The sequence below is a fragment of the Blastococcus xanthinilyticus genome (assembly GCF_008124835.1).
Lineage (GTDB): Bacteria > Actinomycetota > Actinomycetes > Mycobacteriales > Geodermatophilaceae > Blastococcus > Blastococcus xanthinilyticus.
Genome location: NZ_VNHW01000011.1, coordinates 53,655 through 71,073, shown reverse-complemented (window position 1 = coordinate 71,073; position 17,419 = coordinate 53,655). Strand labels below are relative to the sequence as shown.

General features: G+C 73.9%; 14 protein-coding genes. 7 read left to right on the top strand and 7 right to left on the bottom strand.

The window, feature by feature from the left end; all coding sequences use genetic code 11:
* The first annotated feature begins 16 nt into the window (after positions 1-16).
* Both glgB and BD833_RS16620 read left to right on the top strand, forming a co-directional pair.
* Positions 17-3,079, top strand: a complete 3,063-nt coding sequence (gene glgB / locus BD833_RS23305; protein WP_166534270.1) for a 1,4-alpha-glucan branching protein GlgB — start codon at positions 17-19, stop codon at positions 3,077-3,079.
* A 119-nt stretch (positions 3,080-3,198) separates the two neighbouring features.
* The gene (locus tag BD833_RS16620; RefSeq protein WP_166534269.1) at positions 3,199-4,590 is read left to right on the top strand and encodes a neutral zinc metallopeptidase; all 1,392 of its coding nucleotides are present in this window, start codon (positions 3,199-3,201) and stop codon (positions 4,588-4,590) included.
* Between the two features lie 25 nt (positions 4,591-4,615).
* Here BD833_RS16620 and BD833_RS16615 read toward each other — a convergent pair whose 3' ends face one another.
* The 4 genes from BD833_RS16615 to BD833_RS16600 all read right to left on the bottom strand — a co-directional run bounded on the left by BD833_RS16615 (position 4,616) and on the right by BD833_RS16600 (position 8,772).
* Complete coding sequence (locus BD833_RS16615; RefSeq protein WP_208092717.1) at positions 4,616-5,578, bottom strand: tetratricopeptide repeat protein; 963 nt, start codon at positions 5,576-5,578, stop codon at positions 4,616-4,618.
* 554 nt (positions 5,579-6,132) lie between these two features.
* Positions 6,133-6,498, bottom strand: a complete 366-nt coding sequence (locus BD833_RS16610; protein ID WP_166534268.1) for a VOC family protein — start codon at positions 6,496-6,498, stop codon at positions 6,133-6,135.
* Between the two features lie 26 nt (positions 6,499-6,524).
* Positions 6,525-8,204, bottom strand: coding sequence for a coenzyme B12-dependent isobutyryl-CoA mutase large subunit (gene icmA / locus BD833_RS16605; RefSeq protein ID WP_166534267.1), 1,680 nt, complete (start codon positions 8,202-8,204; stop codon positions 6,525-6,527).
* 40 nt (positions 8,205-8,244) lie between these two features.
* Positions 8,245-8,772: a MarR family winged helix-turn-helix transcriptional regulator gene (locus tag BD833_RS16600; RefSeq protein ID WP_166534266.1), complete on the bottom strand. Its 528-nt coding sequence runs from the start codon at positions 8,770-8,772 to the stop codon at positions 8,245-8,247.
* 183 nt (positions 8,773-8,955) lie between these two features.
* Between BD833_RS16600 and BD833_RS16595 the strand changes: the two genes are divergently transcribed.
* The gene (locus BD833_RS16595; RefSeq protein WP_166534265.1) at positions 8,956-9,846 is read left to right on the top strand and encodes a type IV toxin-antitoxin system AbiEi family antitoxin; all 891 of its coding nucleotides are present in this window, start codon (positions 8,956-8,958) and stop codon (positions 9,844-9,846) included.
* Positions 9,847-9,909: 63 nt separating this feature from the next.
* Here the strand turns inward: BD833_RS16595 and BD833_RS16590 are convergent, their stop codons facing one another.
* Positions 9,910-11,388, bottom strand: coding sequence for a phytoene desaturase family protein (locus tag BD833_RS16590; protein ID WP_166534264.1), 1,479 nt, complete (start codon positions 11,386-11,388; stop codon positions 9,910-9,912).
* A 136-nt stretch (positions 11,389-11,524) separates the two neighbouring features.
* Between BD833_RS16590 and BD833_RS16585 the strand changes: the two genes are divergently transcribed.
* Both BD833_RS16585 and BD833_RS16580 read left to right on the top strand, forming a co-directional pair.
* Positions 11,525-12,013 (top strand): hypothetical protein, encoded by a 489-nt coding sequence (locus BD833_RS16585; RefSeq protein ID WP_166534263.1) that lies wholly within the window; start codon positions 11,525-11,527, stop codon positions 12,011-12,013.
* On the top strand, positions 12,010-12,912 hold the full coding sequence (locus tag BD833_RS16580) for an HTTM domain-containing protein (protein WP_166534262.1): 903 nt from the start codon (positions 12,010-12,012) through the stop codon (positions 12,910-12,912). The genes BD833_RS16585 and BD833_RS16580 overlap by 4 nt, the downstream gene beginning before the upstream one ends.
* Positions 12,913-12,928: 16 nt before the next feature.
* Here the strand turns inward: BD833_RS16580 and meaB are convergent, their stop codons facing one another.
* On the bottom strand, positions 12,929-13,960 hold the full coding sequence (gene meaB, locus BD833_RS16575; RefSeq protein ID WP_243737730.1) for a methylmalonyl Co-A mutase-associated GTPase MeaB: 1,032 nt from the start codon (positions 13,958-13,960) through the stop codon (positions 12,929-12,931).
* Entirely contained in the window at positions 13,957-15,147 is a 1,191-nt protein-coding gene (locus BD833_RS16570) for an acetyl-CoA C-acetyltransferase (RefSeq protein WP_166534261.1), read from the bottom strand. The genes meaB and BD833_RS16570 overlap by 4 nt, the downstream gene beginning before the upstream one ends.
* 207 nt (positions 15,148-15,354) lie before the next feature.
* Between BD833_RS16570 and mce the strand changes: the two genes are divergently transcribed.
* Positions 15,355-15,831 carry a methylmalonyl-CoA epimerase gene (mce, locus tag BD833_RS16565; protein WP_166534260.1) on the top strand — a complete coding sequence of 159 codons (477 nt, stop codon included), beginning with the start codon at positions 15,355-15,357 and terminating at the stop codon, positions 15,829-15,831.
* A 137-nt stretch (positions 15,832-15,968) separates the two neighbouring features.
* Complete coding sequence (gene ccrA, locus BD833_RS16560; protein WP_166534259.1) at positions 15,969-17,300, top strand: crotonyl-CoA carboxylase/reductase; 1,332 nt, start codon at positions 15,969-15,971, stop codon at positions 17,298-17,300.
* The last annotated feature ends 119 nt before the right edge of the window (positions 17,301-17,419 follow it).

The following is a 17,419-nucleotide window of genomic DNA, read 5'->3' as shown; positions in this document are numbered from 1 at the left end:
CGAGGACGGCGAGACGATGACGAGCGACGACCGAGGCAGTGGCCCCGTGGCCGGCAAGGACGACCTCCAGGACGCCGTGGAGCGGAAGGTCGCGGAGGCCGAGGCGGCCGCCGGCGGGCCGGTGGTGAACGCCGAGCCGGCGAAGAAGGCGACCCGGCGCACCGCCGCGAAGAAGGCGCCCGCCGGTGACGGCACCGCGCCGGCCGCGGCGCCGGCGAAGAAGGCGGCCGCGAAGAAGGCGGCCCCGGCCAAGAAGGCCACCCCGGCCAAGAAGGCGGCGGCCGCCGAGGCCGCCGCGTCGGGCACGAAGGCGACGACCGCCAAGCGGTCGACGGCGAAGAAGGTCGCCGCCGAGCCCACCGCGACCGAGGCCACGCCCGAGCCCGGCAGCGAGGACACCGAGACCACCGCCAACCCGGTGGTGGCGCCCGCGCCGATCGCCGAGCCCGGCTCCCCCAGTGGTGCCCCCGCCGGGCAGCCCGAGGCACCCGACCCCGACCCGGCGACGCCGCCCACCCCCCAGGCGCCCGAGGACGCGTCCGACGGCGCCGCGGAGCCGGCGGCCCCCCAGCCCGCGGCGCCGGAGCCCGCGGCTGACGGCGCCCCCACCCCGGAGGCGACGCCCACGACGGGCCCGGCGGCGACGCCCACCACGGGCCCGGCGGCGACGCCCGCCTCGGGCCCGGCGGCGACGCCCGCCTCGGCCGACCCGGCTCCGGTGGTGGCTCCCGTCCAGGCCCCCGGGCCGGCCGGCGGCACCACCGCCGGCGCACCCGAGGACGCGACGATCGAGACGTTCACCGACGAGAACCTGCGGGCGGTCGTCGAGGGCTGGTCGCGCGATCCGCACCGGATCCTCGGCGCGCACCGCACCGCCGACGGCTGGGCGGTGCGCACGCTGCGCCCCGACGCCGTCGCCGTCGCCGTCCTGGACGAGGACGGCAGCCGCTACGACGCCGCGCAGCTGCACGACGGCGGGATCTACGAGGCGAGCCTCCCCCGGCAGCCGGGTGACTACCGCATCGAGGTCGTCTTCGCCGACGGCCAGGGCGGCACCACCACGCACACCGTGGACGACCCCTTCCGCTGGATGCCCACGCTGGGCCCGCTCGACGAGCACCTCATCCGCGAGGGCCGGCACGAGCGGCTGTGGGAGGTGCTGGGCGCGCACGTCCGCCGGTACGAGACCGCGCGCGGCACCGTCGAGGGCGTCTCGTTCGCCGTCTGGGCGCCGAGCGCCCAGGGGGTCAAGGTCACCGGCGACTTCGACTACTGGGAGGCCCGCGCCTACCCCATGCGCCACCTCGGGTCCTCCGGGGTCTGGGAGATCTTCATCCCCGGGGCCCCGGTCGGCACCCGGTACCGGTACCACGTCCTCGGGGCCGACGGCGTCTGGCGCGAGAAGTCCGACCCGCTGGCCTTCGCCACCGAGGTCCCGCCGCTGAACGCCTCGGTCGTCACCGAGTCCAGCTACGAGTGGAACGACGACGACTGGCTGGCGACGCGCGCCGAGGCCGGCTGGCACGCCCGGCCGATGAGCGTCTACGAGGTGCACGCCGGCTCCTGGCGGCAGGGCCTCTCCTACCGGGAGCTCGCCGACGAGCTGGTCGACTACGTCGCCGCCGCGGGCTTCACCCACATCGAGTTCATGCCCCTGGCCGAGCACCCCTTCGGTGGCTCCTGGGGCTACCAGGTCACCTCCTACTACGCGCCGACGTCGCGCTTCGGCAGCCCGGACGACCTGCGCTACCTGATCGACCGCGCCCACCAGGCCGGCATCGGCGTCATCGTCGACTGGGTGCCCGCCCACTTCCCCAAGGACGAGTGGGCGCTGGCCCGCTTCGACGGCACGTCCCTGTACGAGCACGGCGACCCCCGCCGCGGCGAGCAGCTGGACTGGGGCACCTACGTCTTCGACTTCGGGCGCTCCGAGGTCCGTAACTTCCTCGTGGCCAACGCCCTGTTCTGGGCCAAGGAGTTCCACGTCGACGGCATCCGCGTCGACGCCGTCGCCTCCATGCTGTACCTGGACTACTCCCGCACCGAGTGGCTGCCGAACAAGTACGGCGGCCGGGAGAACCTGGAGGCGGTCGCCTTCCTCCAGGAGTTCAACGCCACCATCTACCGCGAGGTCCCCGGCGTCGTGACCATCGCCGAGGAGTCCACCGCCTGGCCGGGGGTCACCCGGCCCACGCACCTGGGCGGCCTGGGCTTCGGCTTCAAGTGGAACATGGGCTGGATGCACGACTCGCTGGCCTACGTCGAGCGCGAGCCGGTGTACCGCAACTACCACCACGGCCAGCTCACGTTCTCGATGCACTACGCCTACAGCGAGAACTACCTGCTGCCCATCAGCCACGACGAGGTCGTGTACGGCAAGGGCTCGATGCTGCGGAAGATGCCCGGGGACCGCTGGCAGCAGCTGGCCAACCTGCGCGCCTACCTGGCCTACATGTGGGCGCACCCGGGCAAGCAGCTGCTGTTCATGGGGTCGGAGTTCGCCCAGGACTCGGAGTGGGCCGAGAGCCGCTCGCTGGACTGGTGGCACCTCGACGACCCCGCCCACCGCGGCATGCTGCAGCTGGTCACCGACCTCAACGGCCGCTACAAGGACATCGACGCGCTCTGGTCGCAGGACGTCGACCCCGAGGGCTTCCAGTGGATCGACGCGAACGACGCGTCGGGCAACGTGCTCTCGTTCCTCCGCTACGGGGTCGCCCCGGCGGCGGACGGCGGCAGAGCGATCGCGTCGGCGGAGCCGGCCGGCGACGACGGCGCGACCGCTGAGGACAGCGCCGCCGACGGCGACCCGGTGACCGGGCCGGCCGCTCCGCAGGGGTCGGCGCTGGCCTGCGTGGTGAACTTCGCCGGCTCCCCGCACCACGAGTACCGGATCGGCCTGCCGCGTCCCGGCCACTGGCGCGAGGTGCTCAACAGCGACGCCGAGGGTTACGGCGGCTCCGGCGTCGGCAACTACGGCGGCATCGAGGCCGTGGCCGAGCCGTGGCACGGGCAGCCGTACTCGGCAACCATCTCCGCTCCGCCGCTGGGCACCGTCTGGTTCCTGCACGAGGGCTGACCCCTCCACCCTCCGGCGCGCCGTGCGTGCCGGAGGGTGGCCCGGTCCGCCGCGCACCAGGCATGCTGTGCGGCGCGCGTCCGCCCGGACGGGCGCCGCGGGGCGTGGAGGAAGTCCGGATGAGACCGCTGCTGCACCGGGCCCTGCCCGTGGCCGCCGCCGCACTGCTGCTCACCGGCTGCGCCGTCGACACCGTCCGCGGGCAGGCGTCCCCCGGCGCCGGTGAGCCGACCGAGGTCACGGCCGAGCAGTTCCCGATCACCGGGGTCAGCGAGGAGCCGATCGACCAGCTCGCCCGCGCCGCGCTGGCCGACGTCGAGCGCTTCTGGTCGGAGGCCTACCCCGAGTACTTCGGGGAGGCGTACGTGCCGCTGGCCGGCGGCTACTTCTCCGTCGACCCGGGCGACCTGGACGAGAGCCGCTACCCCGAGACCGGCATCGGCTGCGCGGGCTCCTACACCGCACCCGAGGACGTGGCCGGCAACGCCTTCTACGACCCCGCCTGCGACGTCATCGCCTACGACCGGACGATGCTCCAGGAGCTCTCCGACGACTACGGCCGCTTCCTCGTCCCGGTGGTGATGGCGCACGAGTTCGGCCACGCCATGCAGGGGCGGTTCGGGTTCGCCGCCTCCGGCCGGAGCATCCAGGACGAGACCCAGGCCGACTGCCTGGCCGGTGCGTGGACCCGCTGGGTGGCCGACGGCCGGGCCGAGCACCTGTCCCTGCGCGAGCCGGAGCTCGACGACGTGGTCCGCGGGTTCCTCCTCCTCCGGGACGACGTCGGGAGCGACCCCGACGACGTGGAGGCGCACGGCTCCTACTTCGACCGGGTGTCGGCCTTCTACGACGGCTTCGACACCGGCGTCGCCACCTGCCGTGACGCCTTCGGCGAGGACCGGCTGTTCACCGCCGCGGAGTTCACCCCCTACGACCTCGACGAGGGCAACGCGGAGTTCGACGACATCGTCGACTGGGTGGGCACCACGCTGCCGGCGTTCTGGGACGAGGTGTTCCCCGCCGCGTTCGGCACGGAGTTCCGGCCACCGGCCGTGGCGGGCTTCCGGTTCGACGCCCCCGACTGCGCCGGGCTCGGCGACCGCGACCTCGGCTACTGCCCCGACGACGACACCGTCTACCTCGACGAGAGCGAGCTCGCCGTACCCGCGTACGACGAGATCGGCGACTTCGCCCTGGCGACCGCGATGGCCCTGCCCTACGCGCTCGCGGCGCGGGACCAGGCCGGGCTGAGCATCGACGACCGCGCCGCCATCGACTCGGCCGCCTGCCTCACCGGCTGGTACGCGCAGCAGTGGTACAGCGACGCGTTCGGCGACCTCATCGACGCCCAGATCAGCCCGGGCGACCTCGACGAGGCGGTGCAGTTCCTGCTCCAGTACGGCGTGGACGACCAGGTGTTCGCCAACGTGGACGCCTCCGGCTTCGAGCTGGTGGGCGCCTTCCGGACCGGCTTCCTCGGGGGCGGCGCCGGCTGCGGCCTCGGCGGCTGAGACCGCGGGACCGGGAGGCCCGCCGTCAGAAGAGCGCGGCGGTGAGCTGACGCCGGGCCTGGTTCACCCGCGGGTCCTGGTCGCCCACCACGGCGAACAGCTCGACGAGGTGCTTGCGCGCCGCGTCGCGGTCCTCGCCGGCGGTGCGCCGCACGACGGCCAGCAGCCGCTCGAACGCGGCCTCGATCTCCCCGGCGCCGAGGAGGAAGTCGGCGGCGCGGGCCTGCGCCGAGACGTCGTCCGGGGCGGCGTCGGCGGCCTCGAGCGCATCGGGCCCGGCCTCCTCGGCCCGGCGGAACAGCTGCACCTGGCGGAGGGCGAGGGCGGCGTCGGGGTGGTCGGGCTCGGCATCCACGATGGCCTGGTAGGCGGCCTCCGCGGCGGCGAGGTCACCGCGCTCGAGCGCGGCCTCGGCGGCGTCCAGGCGCGGGTCCTCGGCCGGCTCGGGCTCGGCGGCGCCGGGAACGGCCCCACCGGTGGTCGCCTGCACCAGCTCGGTGACGAAGTGCCGCGCCTGCTCCTCGGGGATCGCGCCGGTGAACTCGGCCACCAGCTGGCCCTGCCAGACGGCCTTCACCGCCGGGATGCCCTGCACCCGCAGCCCCTGCGCCAGCGTCGGGTTCGCCTCCACGTCGATCTTCGCGAGGACCCACGAGCCGCCGCCCTCGACGGCCAACGCCTCCAGCACGGGTGAGAGCTGCTTGCACGGCCCGCACCACTCGGCCCACAGGTCGAGCACCACCGGCACCTGGAAGGACCGGTCGAGCACCTCGGCCTGGAAGGTCGCCTCGGTGACGTCGACGACGGCGCCGCCCGGCGCACCGGCCGACGCGGCCGCGCTCGGCGGAGGTGCTGCCTGGGCCCGCGCGGCGGCCTCGGAGCGCGCCTTCACGGCGGCGAGGTCCACCGCACCGGCCATCGTTGCCGCGATCTGGGCCTGCTGGGCCTGTGCGCGCGGGTCGGGGCGTCCGGGACGGGTCGGCTGCATGCACCTATTGTCGCCCTCCGGGCTCCGACCGCGGCCAGGGGGCGTCCCCCACCTGGTCAGAGCCCTTCCGTCGCGCCGTCCGGGAAGCCTCCGGCCCCGCCGCACGACCCGACCCTCGCAGGCGACTCACCCGCCGAACCGCGGCCAGGGGGCGTCCCCCACCTGGTCGGAGCCCTTCCGTCGCGTCGCCCGGGGAGCCTCCGGCCCCGCCGCACGACCCGACCCTCGCAGGCGACCCGCGCGCCGAACCGCGGCCAGGGGGCGTCCCCCACCTGGTCGGAGCCCTTCCGTCGCGTCGCCCGGGGAGCCTCCGGCCCCGCCGCACGACCCGACCCTCGCAGGCGACCCGCGCGCCGAACCGCGGCCAGGGGGCGTCCCCCACCTGGTCGGAGCCCCTCCGTCGCGTCGCCCGGGGAGCCTCCGGCCCCGCCGCACGACCCGACCCTCGCACGCGGCTCGCGCGCCGAACCGCGGCCAGGGGGCGTCCCCGCCTGGTCAGAGCCCCGCCCGGTACCGCGACCAAGGGGTGTCCCTCGCGTACTCGGGGACGGGGGTCAGGTCTCGGACCACACCCCCAGCTCGTTGCCGCTGGGGTCGCGGAAGTGGAACCGCCGCCCGCCGGGGAACTCGTAGGGACCGGCGGTGACCTGCCCACCAGCGGCCCGCACCGCAGCGACGGTCCGGTCGAGGTCGCCGGAGAAGAGGAGGACGAGCGGGCCGCCCGGCCGGGGCGGTTCGGCGTCCAGCCGGAGTCCGCCCGCGTCGCCGGACCCACGGCGGATGCCGGCGTACTCCGGTCGGTAGTCGGTGAACTCCCAGCCGAAGGCCTCGGCGTAGAAGCGCTTCGCCGCGGCGAGGTCGGTGACGGTGAGCTCGACGTAGTCGATGCCGTGATGGGTGTGCGCGGTGGTCTCGGCCATGCCCGGCATGGTGGCGGAGGGGTACGTCAGAACCGCGCGGGCTCGGTGTAGCCGCCCCACTCGGCGCGCAGCGCGTCGCAGATCTCCCCGAGGGTCGCCTCGGCCCGCACCGCGTCGAGCATCGCCGGCACCATGTTCTCCTCGGTGCGGCCGACCTCGACCATCCGGGCGACCGCGGCCCGGGCGGCGTCGTCGTCCCGGCGCGTGCGGCGCTCGGCCAGCTCGGCGTTCTGGTCGATCTCGACCTGGTGGCTCACCCGGAGGATCTCCAGCTTGTCGTCGGCGTCCACCGAGCCGACCAGCGTGTTCACGCCGACGACCTTCTTGTCGCCCTTCTCCAGCGCGCGCTGGTAGCCGAACGCCGCCTCGGCGATCTCGCCGGTGAACCAGCCGTCCTCGATGCCGCGCAGGATGCCCGAGGTCATCGTCCCGTCGGTGCCCATGTCGCGGATGCGGGCGAAGATCTCCTCGGCCTGCCGCTCGATGTCGTCGGTGAGCGCCTCCACGTACCAGGACCCACCCAGCGGGTCGGCCACGTTGGCCACCCCGGTCTCCTCCGCGATCACCTGCTGCGTGCGCAGGGCGATCTGGGCGGCCTTGGCGCTGGGCAGCGCCAGCACCTCGTCGAGGGCGTTCGTGTGCAGCGACTGCGTCCCGCCCAGCACGGCGGCGAGCGCCTCGACCGCCGTCCGGACGATGTTGTTGTCGGGCTGCTGCGCGGTCAGGCTGACCCCGGCGGTCTGGGTGTGGAACCGTAGCTGCTGGGCCTTCTCCGTCCGCGCCCCGTACACGTCCCGCAGCCAGCGGGCCCAGATCCGGCGCGCGGCGCGGAACTTGGCGATCTCCTCGAAGAAGTCGACGTGGGCGTCGAAGAAGAACGACAGCCCGGGCGCGAACTGCTCGACGTCCATGCCGCGGGAGAGGCCGAGCTCCACGTAGGCGAAGCCGTCGGCCAGCGTGTAGGCCAGCTCCTGCGCGGCGGTCGAGCCGGCCTCGCGGATGTGGTACCCGGAGACGCTGATCGGCTTGTACGCCGGGATGTTCTCGGCGCAGTACTCCATCAGGTCGCCGATCAGGCGCAGGTGCGGCTCGGGCGGGAAGAGCCACTCCTTCTGCGCGATGTACTCCTTGAAGATGTCGGTCTGCAGCGTCCCGTTGAGCGCGCCCAGGTCGGCGCCCTGGCGCTCGGCCGCGACCAGGTACATGCAGAACACCGGGACGGCAGGGCCGCTGATCGTCATCGACGTCGTGGTGGCCTCGAGGTCGATGCCGTCGAAGAGGACGTCCATGTCGGTGGCGGTGTCGACGGCGACGCCGCAGTGCCCGACCTCGCCGAGCGCCCGCGGGTCGTCGGAGTCGCGGCCCATGAGGGTGGGCATGTCGAAGGCGACGCTGAGCCCGCCGCCACCCTCGGCCAGGATCATCTTGTAGCGCTCGTTGGTCTGCTGGGCGTTGCCGAACCCGGCGAACTGGCGGATGGTCCAGAGCCGGCCGCGGTACCCGGTGGCGTGCAGACCGCGGGTGAACGGGAACTCGCCCGGATAGCCGATCCGCTCGAAGCCCGGGACGGCGCTCTCATCGGCCGGGCCGTAGACGGGGTCCACCTCGACCCCGGAGAGGGTGCTGTAGTCGGCGTCGCGCACCCGACCCGCCGCCAGCGCCGAGTCGTACCGCTGCTGCCACCGCTGCCGCGCGTCCTGGGTCATGCACCCAATAGTAGGACGTCCAACTATCGTGTGTCGACGGTCACCCTGCGTGTCCGCCTGCCCCGTCGGCGACGTCCCCGGCCCCGAGCCGGACCGACCGCAGCACGGCGAACAGCTGGTCGCGCTCGGCCTCCGACAGCTCGGCCAGGCCGAAGTCCACGGCCATCAGCGCGGCGGTCGCCGCGTCGACCACCGCGCGCCCCCGCTCGGTGATCGTCGCGAGGACGCCCCGCCCGTCGGCCGGGTTGGGCCGCCGGTCCACGTACCCGGCCGCCACGAGCCGGTCGATCGCGTTGGTGACGCTGGTGGGGTGCACCATCAGCCGGCTGCCGATCACCTTGAGCGGCAGCTCGCCGCTCCGGCTGAAGGTGAGCAGCACCAGCACCTCGTAGCGGGCGAAGGTCAACCCGTGCGGCTTGAGCACCCCGTCGAAGCGCGCGAGCAGGATCTGCTGCACCCGGAAGACCGACGTCGCGGCGCGCATCGCCGAGGCCGGCCCGAACCGCTCCTCCCACGTCTCCCCCGCCCGCTCGATCGGGTCGAAGGGCAGCCCCAGCGGTCGGACCATGCGCGGAACGCTACCGGGGCGCCCGTCCGCGCCGATTCCCGCCGATATCCGCACGGACGCGGGAAAGCAGCCGCCAGAACGACGTCCATGCGCATGAGCGCGAATCGGCAGGGGCGCGCTGCCCGCCGCGGGGCCTGTGGACGACGTCCACGGGAGAACGGCACGACCGGGGAGAGTGCCGCGGTGACCCGCACCCCCACCCGGCCACCGGAGCTCCGCGGCCGGATCTTCCGCGGATCGGAGCAGGTCCGCGCCGGCCTGCTGACCCCGGGGCACCTGCGCAGTTCCGCGTGGCGGCGGCTGTTCCCCGACGTCTACGCGTGCGCCTCGCTGCCGGTCACCCACGAACGGCGCGCACGGGCGGTGGCCGGACTACTGCTCCCGGGCGCGACGGTCAGCGGGCGGAGCGCCGCCGTGCTCTGGGGAGTGGAGGCCGCGCGCAGCGACGATCCGGTCGAGTGCACGCTGCCCACCGCGCGGCGCTGCGGTGCCGTCCGCGGGGTCCACGTGACCCGCCGGCACCTGCCGGCCGGCGACGTGACGAGATGGCGCGGCGTCCTCGTCACGACCCCGATGCGGACAGCGCTGGACCTGGCGCGCATCCAGCCGGCGGATGACGCGGTGGTCGCCGTCGACCAGTTCCTCGGCTCCCGGCTCATCACCCTCGACGACCTCCGTGCGGCGGCCGCCGGCGTCACCGGACCGGGGTGCCGCAGCATCCGCCTCGCGGTCGGCCGGGCCGACGGGCTCGCACAGTCACCTCAGGAGACCCGCCTGCGGCTGCTCCTGCACGGCTCGCCCCTGCCACGACCGGTCGCCCAGCACAGGGTGTGCGACGCCGACGGACGCTTCGTGGCCCAGGTCGACTTCGGCTGGCCGGAGCGGGCGGTCGCCGTCGAGTACGACGGCGTGTGGCACGGCGAGGCGCAGCAGGTCGGCAAGGACCGACGGCGGCTCAACCGGCTGACCGCAGCCGGCTGGACGGTGATCTTCGTGACCGCGGCCGATCTGCGCGACCCGGTCATCCTCGTCGCCCGGATCCGGGCTGCGCTGGATGCGCCGAGATACGCATGACTGCGGTTCTGCCGGCGTCATACCTGCAGTCGTGCGCATACCGGCGGGCCGGCCCGCCGAAGGTCAGCCCGCGGGCGGGCGCAGCGGCGGGGCCTTCCGCACGCCGAACACCTCGCGCAGCGCCACGCGGGCGGCGTTGTCGCCGCACGCCCCGTGCACCGCGGGCCCGGGCGGGGTCGCCGCCGAGGCGAGGTAGACGCCGCGCACCGGGGTCTTGTAGGTGTTCCACCGGGGCACGGGGCGGGCCAGCATCTGCCGCAGCGTGGCCTGGCCGTTGGAGATGTCGCCGCCCAGGTAGCTCGGGTTCCACTGCTCCATCTGGACGGCGGTCTTCGTGTGCCGCTCGACCACGGTGTCCTTGAACCCCGGGGCGAAGCGCTCGATCTGGTTCTCGATGGCCTCGGTCATGTCGACGTCGGCGCCGTGCGGCACGTGCACGTAGGCCCAGAAGATGTGCCCGCCCGCGGGGGCGCGGGTCGGATCGGGCACGGTCGGCTGGACCGCGAGCACGTACGGGCGGTCGGTGATCCGGCCCTCGTTCGGGGCCCGCTCACCGGCGATCGTCTCCTCGAGGTTCCCCGCGACGTGGATCGTGCCCGCCCGGCGCACGTCGGGGTTGGTCCACGGCACCGGCTCGGACAGGATCCAGTCGATCTTGAACACGCCCGCCCCGTGCTTGTAGCGGCGCACCCAGCGGCGGTAGCCCTCGTTGAGCCGGTCCCCCGCCATGGTCACGAAGTCCTCGGGCGTGGTGTCGAGCAGCACGGCGGGCACGCCCTCGAACTCCCGCAGGTCGGTCACCCGGTGCCCGGTGACCACCTCACCGCCCTGCTCCTCGAGCGCGGTGACCATCGCGTCGGCCAGCTTCTGCGACCCGCCCTCGATCAACGGCCAGCCGACGTGGTGGGACAGCATCGCCAGCAGCATGCCCAGCGCCGAGGTCAGCGGCTGGGAGAGGTCGAGCATCCCGTGCGCCCCGGCGCCGGCGACCAGGGCCCGCCCCTCCTCGGTGTCGAAGTACCGGTGCGACAGCCAGCGCACGTTCGGCAGCCCGGTCAGCCCGAACTTCACCACCTGGGCGACGCTCTTCGTGGGCAGCGAGCGCAGCCGGCTGGTCAGGAAGAAGTCGACGATGTCGGTGCCGTGCTCGACCAGCGGCCCGAACAGCCGGCGGTACGCGTCGCCGTCCGCCCCCAGGCCGGCCGCGGTCTGCTCCAACGACCGGAACGACAGCGCGGCGCCCCCGCCGTCGAGGGGGTGCGCGAAGTTGATCTCCGGGTGGGCGAAGCGCACACCGCGGCTCTCGGCGTCGAACTCCCGGAAGAACGGCGCCGCGACGGCGAGGGGCTGCACGATCGAGCAGACGTCGTGGTGGTAACCGGGGCGCATGAGCTCCTCGGTGCGCATGCCGCCACCGGGCCGCTCGCCCGCGTCCACCACATGCACCCGCAGTCCCGCGGCCGACAGGCGCAGGGCCGCGGCCAGGCCGTTCGGTCCGGCCCCGACGACGACGGCATCCGGACGTCCCGCAGCCCCGCTCATCCGGCGATCCTCACGAGCGCACCAGGGATGCGCAAGTTCGCTGCCGGTGGGTCGGCTGTGACGGGTGCGCCCCCTCCCCGACCGCAGCCGTGCGCGGCAGCCCCCGCTGCGGCACCTCCGGTCCTAGCCTGCCCCCGTGCCGCTCCCGCCTCCTCCCGAGCCGACGGGGTCGCCGGTCCTCCGGCTGACCCCCGCCGCCCGCCGCGGACGCCTGGCCGCGACGGGCGTCGTCCTCGCCCTGTTCCTCACCGGCACGCTGTTCGGGAACGACGACGAGTTCCCGTTCGGCCCGTTCCGGATGTACTCGACCCGCGCCGATCCGGACGCCCCGGTCGTCTCCACCCGCACGGTCGGGCTCACCGCGACCGGTGAGGAGGTCCGGCTCTCCGGCGGCGAGGTCGGGCTGCGGCGGGCGGAGTTCGAGGGCCAGCTGGACCGCGTCCAGGAGAACCCGGCGCTCCTCGGGCTGCTGGCCGAGGCCTTCGCCGAGCGGCACCCCTCCGCGCCCGAGCTCGTGACGGTGCAGGTGGTGCAGCGCCGGATCGAGCTGGTCGACGGCCGCCGGACCGGGACCCGGACCGACCGGGTGCTGGTGGAGTACGCGCTCGAGGAGGGCGACCGATGACCGCACCGGCTCCGACCGGCGATGCGCCGGCGCCCGACCGCTGGTGGTTCCGGCCGGTCCCGCTGGCCCGGATCGCGGTGTTCCGCGTGCTCGTCTACCTCTTCATCCCGGTCGACGTCTTCCTCACCACCGCCTGGGCCAAGGCGCACGCGCACGTGCCCACGGAGTGGTACGACCCGCTGCTCATCGGCCGCCTGCTGCCCCTGCCCACCCCGACCACCACCGTGGTGCTCGTCGTCCAATGGGCGCTGCTGGCCGCGGCGCTGGCCGCGGCGACCGGCCGGGCACCCCGGCTGCTCGGGACCGCCGTCTTCCTCCTCTACGCGGAGTGGATGGTGATCGCGATGAGCTACGGCAAGGTGGACCACGACCGGATCGCCTTCCTGGTCGCCCTCGCGGTGCTCCCGACCATCGGCCGGGCCCGGCTCCGCGACCGGCGGTCGTCCGAGGCCGCCGGCTGGGCGATGGCCGCGGTGTTCGTGACCATCATGCTCACGTACTTCCTGGCCGCCTGGGCCAAGATCCGGTTCGGCGGCCTGGACTGGCCGACCGGCGCCACGCTGACCCGGGCGCTGGTCCGCCGCGGGACCGACCTGTCGGAGTGGACCCTCGACGTCCCCTACCTGCTGGCGGCCGCCCAGTGGGTGATGCTCGCGCTGGAGTTCGCCGCGCCGTTGATGCTGCTGGTGCGCAGCGACCGGGCCCGGATCGCCCTCGCCGTGTTCCTGCTCGGCTTCCACGTCATGGTCTACGCCGGCGTGCAGATCATCTTCCTGCCGCACTGCGTGGCGATCCTGTCGCTGCTGCCCTGGGAACGGCTCACCGCGCGGTTCGCGCCGCCGGCGCCCGCGCCGGTCCACCCCGACCCCGTCCCCCGGCCGAGTCCCGCCCCCGCCTGACCCGCCAGGGGTGCGCTCAGAGCCGGCCGAGCAGCTCGTCGGCGGCGCGGTAGGGATCGGTGCCGCCGGCCACCACCTGGTCGGCCAGCGTCCCGAGCGCCGCGGAGCCGTGCACGTCGCCCATGCGCTCGCGCAGGGTGGCCAGGGCGATCGCCTCGATCTCCCGGGCCGCCCGCTCGCTGCGCCGGCGGTGCCCCTCGCCCGAGGCCTCCAGCCACTGCCGGTGCTCCTCGATCCTGGCGAGCACCTCGTCAACACCGTTGTCGGTGTCGCGGGCGGCGACGGTGCGGCAGATGGGCGGCCGCCAGTGGCCGGCCTCGGAGTGCCGGCCGCCCAGGGACAGCATGTAGCGCAGGTCCCGCACGGTCTGGTCGGCGCCGTCCCGGTCGGCCTTGTTGACGACGAAGACGTCGGCGACCTCGAGGATGCCGGCCTTGGCCGCCTGGATGCCGTCGCCCATGCCGGGGGCGACCAGCACCAGCGTGGTGTCGGCCAGCGAGGCGATCTCCAGCTCCGACTGCCCGACGCCGACGGTCTCGATGAGGACGACGTCGCAGCCGGCCGCGTCGAGCACCCGCAGCGCCTGCGGGGTCGCCCAGGACAGCCCGCCCAGGTGGCCGCGGGAGGCCATCGAGCGGATGAACACCCCGCTGTCCCCGGCGTGGTCCTGCATGCGCACGCGGTCGCCGAGCAGCGCCCCGCCCGAGAAGGGCGACGACGGGTCGACGGCGAGCACCCCGACCCGCTTGCCGTCGGCCCGGAGCGCCCGGACCAGCGCCGTCGTCGAGGTCGACTTGCCCACGCCCGGCGAGCCGGTCAGCCCGATCACCTGGGCGGAGCCGGTGTGCGGGGAGAGCGCCGCCGCCACCTCGCGCAGCGCGGGGCTGGCGTCCTCCACCAGGGAGATCAGCCGGGCCACCGAACGGGCGTCGCCCTCGCGGGCGCGCTCGACCAGCGCGGGGACGTCGGCGGCACGGCGTCCGCGCCGTCCGGTGGGACGCGACGGCGCGGACGTCTGGACTGCGGTCCCCTCCGGGGACCCGGTCACGCCTTCGCGGGGACGTGCAGGATCAGGGCGTCGCCCTGGCCGCCGCCGCCGCACAGCGCCGCGGCACCGACGCCACCACCGCGGCGGCGCAGCTCCAGCGCCAGGTCGAGGACGATCCGGGCGCCGCTCATGCCGACCGGGTGGCCCAGGGCGATCGCACCGCCGTTGGGGTTGACCTTCTCCGGGTCGATGCCGAGCTCACGGGTGGAGACGATGCCGACGGCGGCGAAGGCCTCGTTGAGCTCGACCAGGTCGAGGTCCTTGGGGTCGATGCCCTCGCGGGCGCAGGCCTTCTGGACCGCCCGCGACGGCTGGCTCTGCAGCGTGGCGTCGGGCCCGGCGACGACGCCGTGGGCGCCGATCTCGGCGATCACCGTGCAGCCGAGCTCGGCGGCCTTCTCGGCGCTCATGACCACGACCGCGCACGCGCCGTCGGAGATCTGCGACGCAGTGCCCGCGGTGATCGTGCCGTCCTTGGCGAACGCCGGCCGGAGCTTCGACAGGCTCTCGGCGGTGGTGTCGGGGCGGATGCCCTCGTCCTCGCGGAACTCGATCGGGTCGCCCTTGCGCTGCGGGATGAGGACCGGGGTGATCTCCTCGTCGAAGATGCCGTTCTTCGCCGCCCGGGCCGCCTTCTGGTGGCTCTCGGCGGCGAACTGGTCCTGCTCCTCGCGGGTGAGGTCGTAGCGGCTGTTGGCCTGCTCGGTGAGCACCCCCATCGCCACCTGGTCGAAGGTGTCCGACAGCCCGTCGTGGGCCATGGAGTCGACCAGCGCGGTGTCGCCGTACTTCGTGCCGGTGCGCGAGTTCGCCAGCAGGTGTGGCGCCTGGGTCATCGACTCCATGCCCCCGGCGACGACGACGTCGAACTCCCCGGCGCGGATCAGCTGGTCGGCCAGCGCGATGGCGTCCAGGCCCGACAGGCAGACCTTGTTCAGCGTGAAGGACGGCACCGACATGGGGATGCCCCCGGCGACGGCGGCCGGGCGGGCGGGGTTCTGGCCGGCGCCGGCCTGGATGACCTGGCCCATGATCACGTAGTCGACCTGGTCGCCGGAGATGCCGGCCCGCTCCAGGGCCGCCTTGATCGCGACGCCGCCGAGGTCGGCCGCCGAGAAGTCCTTGAGCGAGCCGAGCAGCCGCCCCATGGGGGTGCGGGCGCCGCCGACGATGACCGAGCGGGACATGAGGCCTCCAGTGCCGGGCCGCCGGCTCCGGCGACCGTTCAACAGGGCAGACCGCGCAGGCCGCGCGGTTCGGGCTGCCCACCAGGATAGGACCGTGCTCTTCTGCGGGGTGCAACGAGCGGACCGGGCGGGGGATGCCGGTCACCCGGCCGTGAAGCGTGCCACATCCACGTGTCGTCTCAGACGTCTTACCGGCACTATGCCCGGGTGACCACCAACGACGCCGATCACACCAGCAGCCCCCCGGGTCTGCCCGCCGGGCTGTTCACCACCATCGACCACGTCGGCATCGCCGTCCCCGACCTGGACGAGGCGATCGCCTTCTACTCCCGCGCCTTCGGCGTGCAGTCGGTGCACGAGGAGACCAACGAGGAGCAGGGCGTCCGCGAGGCCATGCTCGCGGTCGGGGACGGCGAGACCCGGATCCAGCTGCTCGCGCCGCTGACCCCCGAGTCGACGATCGCGACGTTCATCGGCCGCTCCGGGCCCGGCCTGCAGCAGCTCGCGTTCCGCGTCGAGGACGTCGAGGCGGTGAGCGCCACCCTGCGCGAGCGCGGGCTCCGGCTGCTCTACGACGTCCCCAAGCGCGGGACCGCCGGCAGCCGGGTCAACTTCGTCCACCCCAAGGACGCCGGCGGCGTCCTCGTCGAGCTCGTGCAGCCCGCCGCGCCGGGCGCGCACTGACCCCCTCCCGCGATTGGTTACCCACCGGTAACATCGCGCCACCGCTCGCTCTGCCGCACCACCCCGCCGCACCACCCCGCCGCACCACCGCCCTCCGAGCCCGGCCGACTCCGGCCACCGATGACCCGGGAGTACGCGTGAACGAGATCAGGGACGCCATCCTCGCCGACCAGCTGGACGCGCTGGGAGGCCTGGCCGTGCCGGAGTCCTACCGGGCCGTGCTGGTCCGCAAGGACGAGCAGGACATGTTCGAGGGGATCCCCACCAAGGACAAGGACCCCCGCAAGTCCCTCCACGTCGAGGAGGTCGCCACCCCCGAGCTCGGCCCGGGCGAGGCGATCGTGGCCGTCATGGCGTCCTCGGTGAACTACAACACCGTGTGGACGTCGATCTTCGAGCCGGTCTCGACCTTCGGCTTCCTGGAGCGCTACGGCCGGCAGAACGACCTGACCAAGCGGCACGACCTGCCCTACCACGTGGTGGGCTCCGACCTCGCCGGCGTCGTCCTGCGGGTCGGCCCGGGCGTGAACAAGTGGAAGCCGGGCGACGAGGTCGTCGCGCACTGCCTCTCGGTGGAGCTCGAGGACCCGGCCGGCCACGACGACACGATGATGGACCCGCAGCAGCGGATCTGGGGCTTCGAGACCAACTTCGGCGGCCTCGCGGAGCTGGCGCTGGTCAAGAGCAACCAGCTCATGCCCAAGCCCGCCCACCTGTCCTGGGAGGAGGCGGCCAGCCCCGGGCTGGTCAACTCCACCGCCTACCGGCAGCTGGTGAGCCGGAACGGCGCGGCCATGAAGCAGGGCGACACCGTGCTCATCTGGGGCGCCTCCGGCGGCCTGGGCTCCTACGCCACCCAGATGGCGCTCAACGGCGGGGCGATCCCGGTCTGCGTGGTGAGCAGCCCGGAGAAGGCCGAGATCGTCCGGAACATGGGCGCCGAGCTGGTCATCGACCGCTCCGCCGAGGGCTACCGCTTCTGGAAGGACGAGCGGACCCAGGACCCCAAGGAGTGGCAGCGCCTGGGCAAGAAGATCCGTGAGCTCACCGGCGGCGACGACGTCGACATCGTGTTCGAGCACCCCGGCCGGGAGACCTTCGGCGCCAGCGTCTACGTCGCCAAGAAGGGCGGCACGATCGTCACCTGCGCCTCCACCACCGGCTACATGCACGAGTACGACAACCGCTACCTCTGGATGAACCTCAAGCGGATCGTCAGCTCGCACTTCGCCAACTACAAGGAGGCGTGGGAGGCCAACCGCCTGATCGACAAGGGCCTCATCCACCCGACCCTGTCGAAGGTGTACCCGATGGCCGAGGTCGGCCAGGCCGCGCTCGACGTCCACCGCAACGCCCACCAGGGCAAGGTCGGCGTCCTCACCCTCGCTCCCGAGGAGGGCCTGGGCGTGAAGGACGCCGAGAAGCGGGCGAAGCACCTGGACGCGATCAACCGCTTCCGCGGCATCTGAACGACGACCCGCTCGGGGTCGACAGGGGCCGGGCCGCGCTGCGGCCCGGCCCCTGTCGGCGCGTCACCCGGCGTGTCAGCAGGGACGGCCGGGGCGCGTGGTATCCCACGACCCCGGAA

What these genes read in the sequence shown, in the direction of transcription:
- BD833_RS16570 (WP_166534261.1), bottom strand. Translation starts at nt 15,147, where the DNA reads ATGTCCCGCTCGGTCATCGTCGGCGGCGCCCGCACCCCCATGGGGCGG.
- glgB (WP_166534270.1), top strand. Translation starts at nt 17, where the DNA reads ATGACGAGCGACGACCGAGGCAGTGGCCCCGTGGCCGGCAAGGACGAC.
- icmA (WP_166534267.1), bottom strand. Translation starts at nt 8,204, where the DNA reads ATGACCCAGGACGCGCGGCAGCGGTGGCAGCAGCGGTACGACTCGGCG.
- BD833_RS16600 (WP_166534266.1), bottom strand. Translation starts at nt 8,772, where the DNA reads ATGGTCCGACCGCTGGGGCTGCCCTTCGACCCGATCGAGCGGGCGGGG.
- BD833_RS16615 (WP_208092717.1), bottom strand. Translation starts at nt 5,578, where the DNA reads ATGCAGCCGACCCGTCCCGGACGCCCCGACCCGCGCGCACAGGCCCAG.
- BD833_RS16620 (WP_166534269.1), top strand. Translation starts at nt 3,199, where the DNA reads ATGAGACCGCTGCTGCACCGGGCCCTGCCCGTGGCCGCCGCCGCACTG.
- BD833_RS16580 (WP_166534262.1), top strand. Translation starts at nt 12,010, where the DNA reads ATGACCGCACCGGCTCCGACCGGCGATGCGCCGGCGCCCGACCGCTGG.
- BD833_RS16590 (WP_166534264.1), bottom strand. Translation starts at nt 11,388, where the DNA reads ATGAGCGGGGCTGCGGGACGTCCGGATGCCGTCGTCGTCGGGGCCGGA.
- BD833_RS16610 (WP_166534268.1), bottom strand. Translation starts at nt 6,498, where the DNA reads ATGGCCGAGACCACCGCGCACACCCATCACGGCATCGACTACGTCGAG.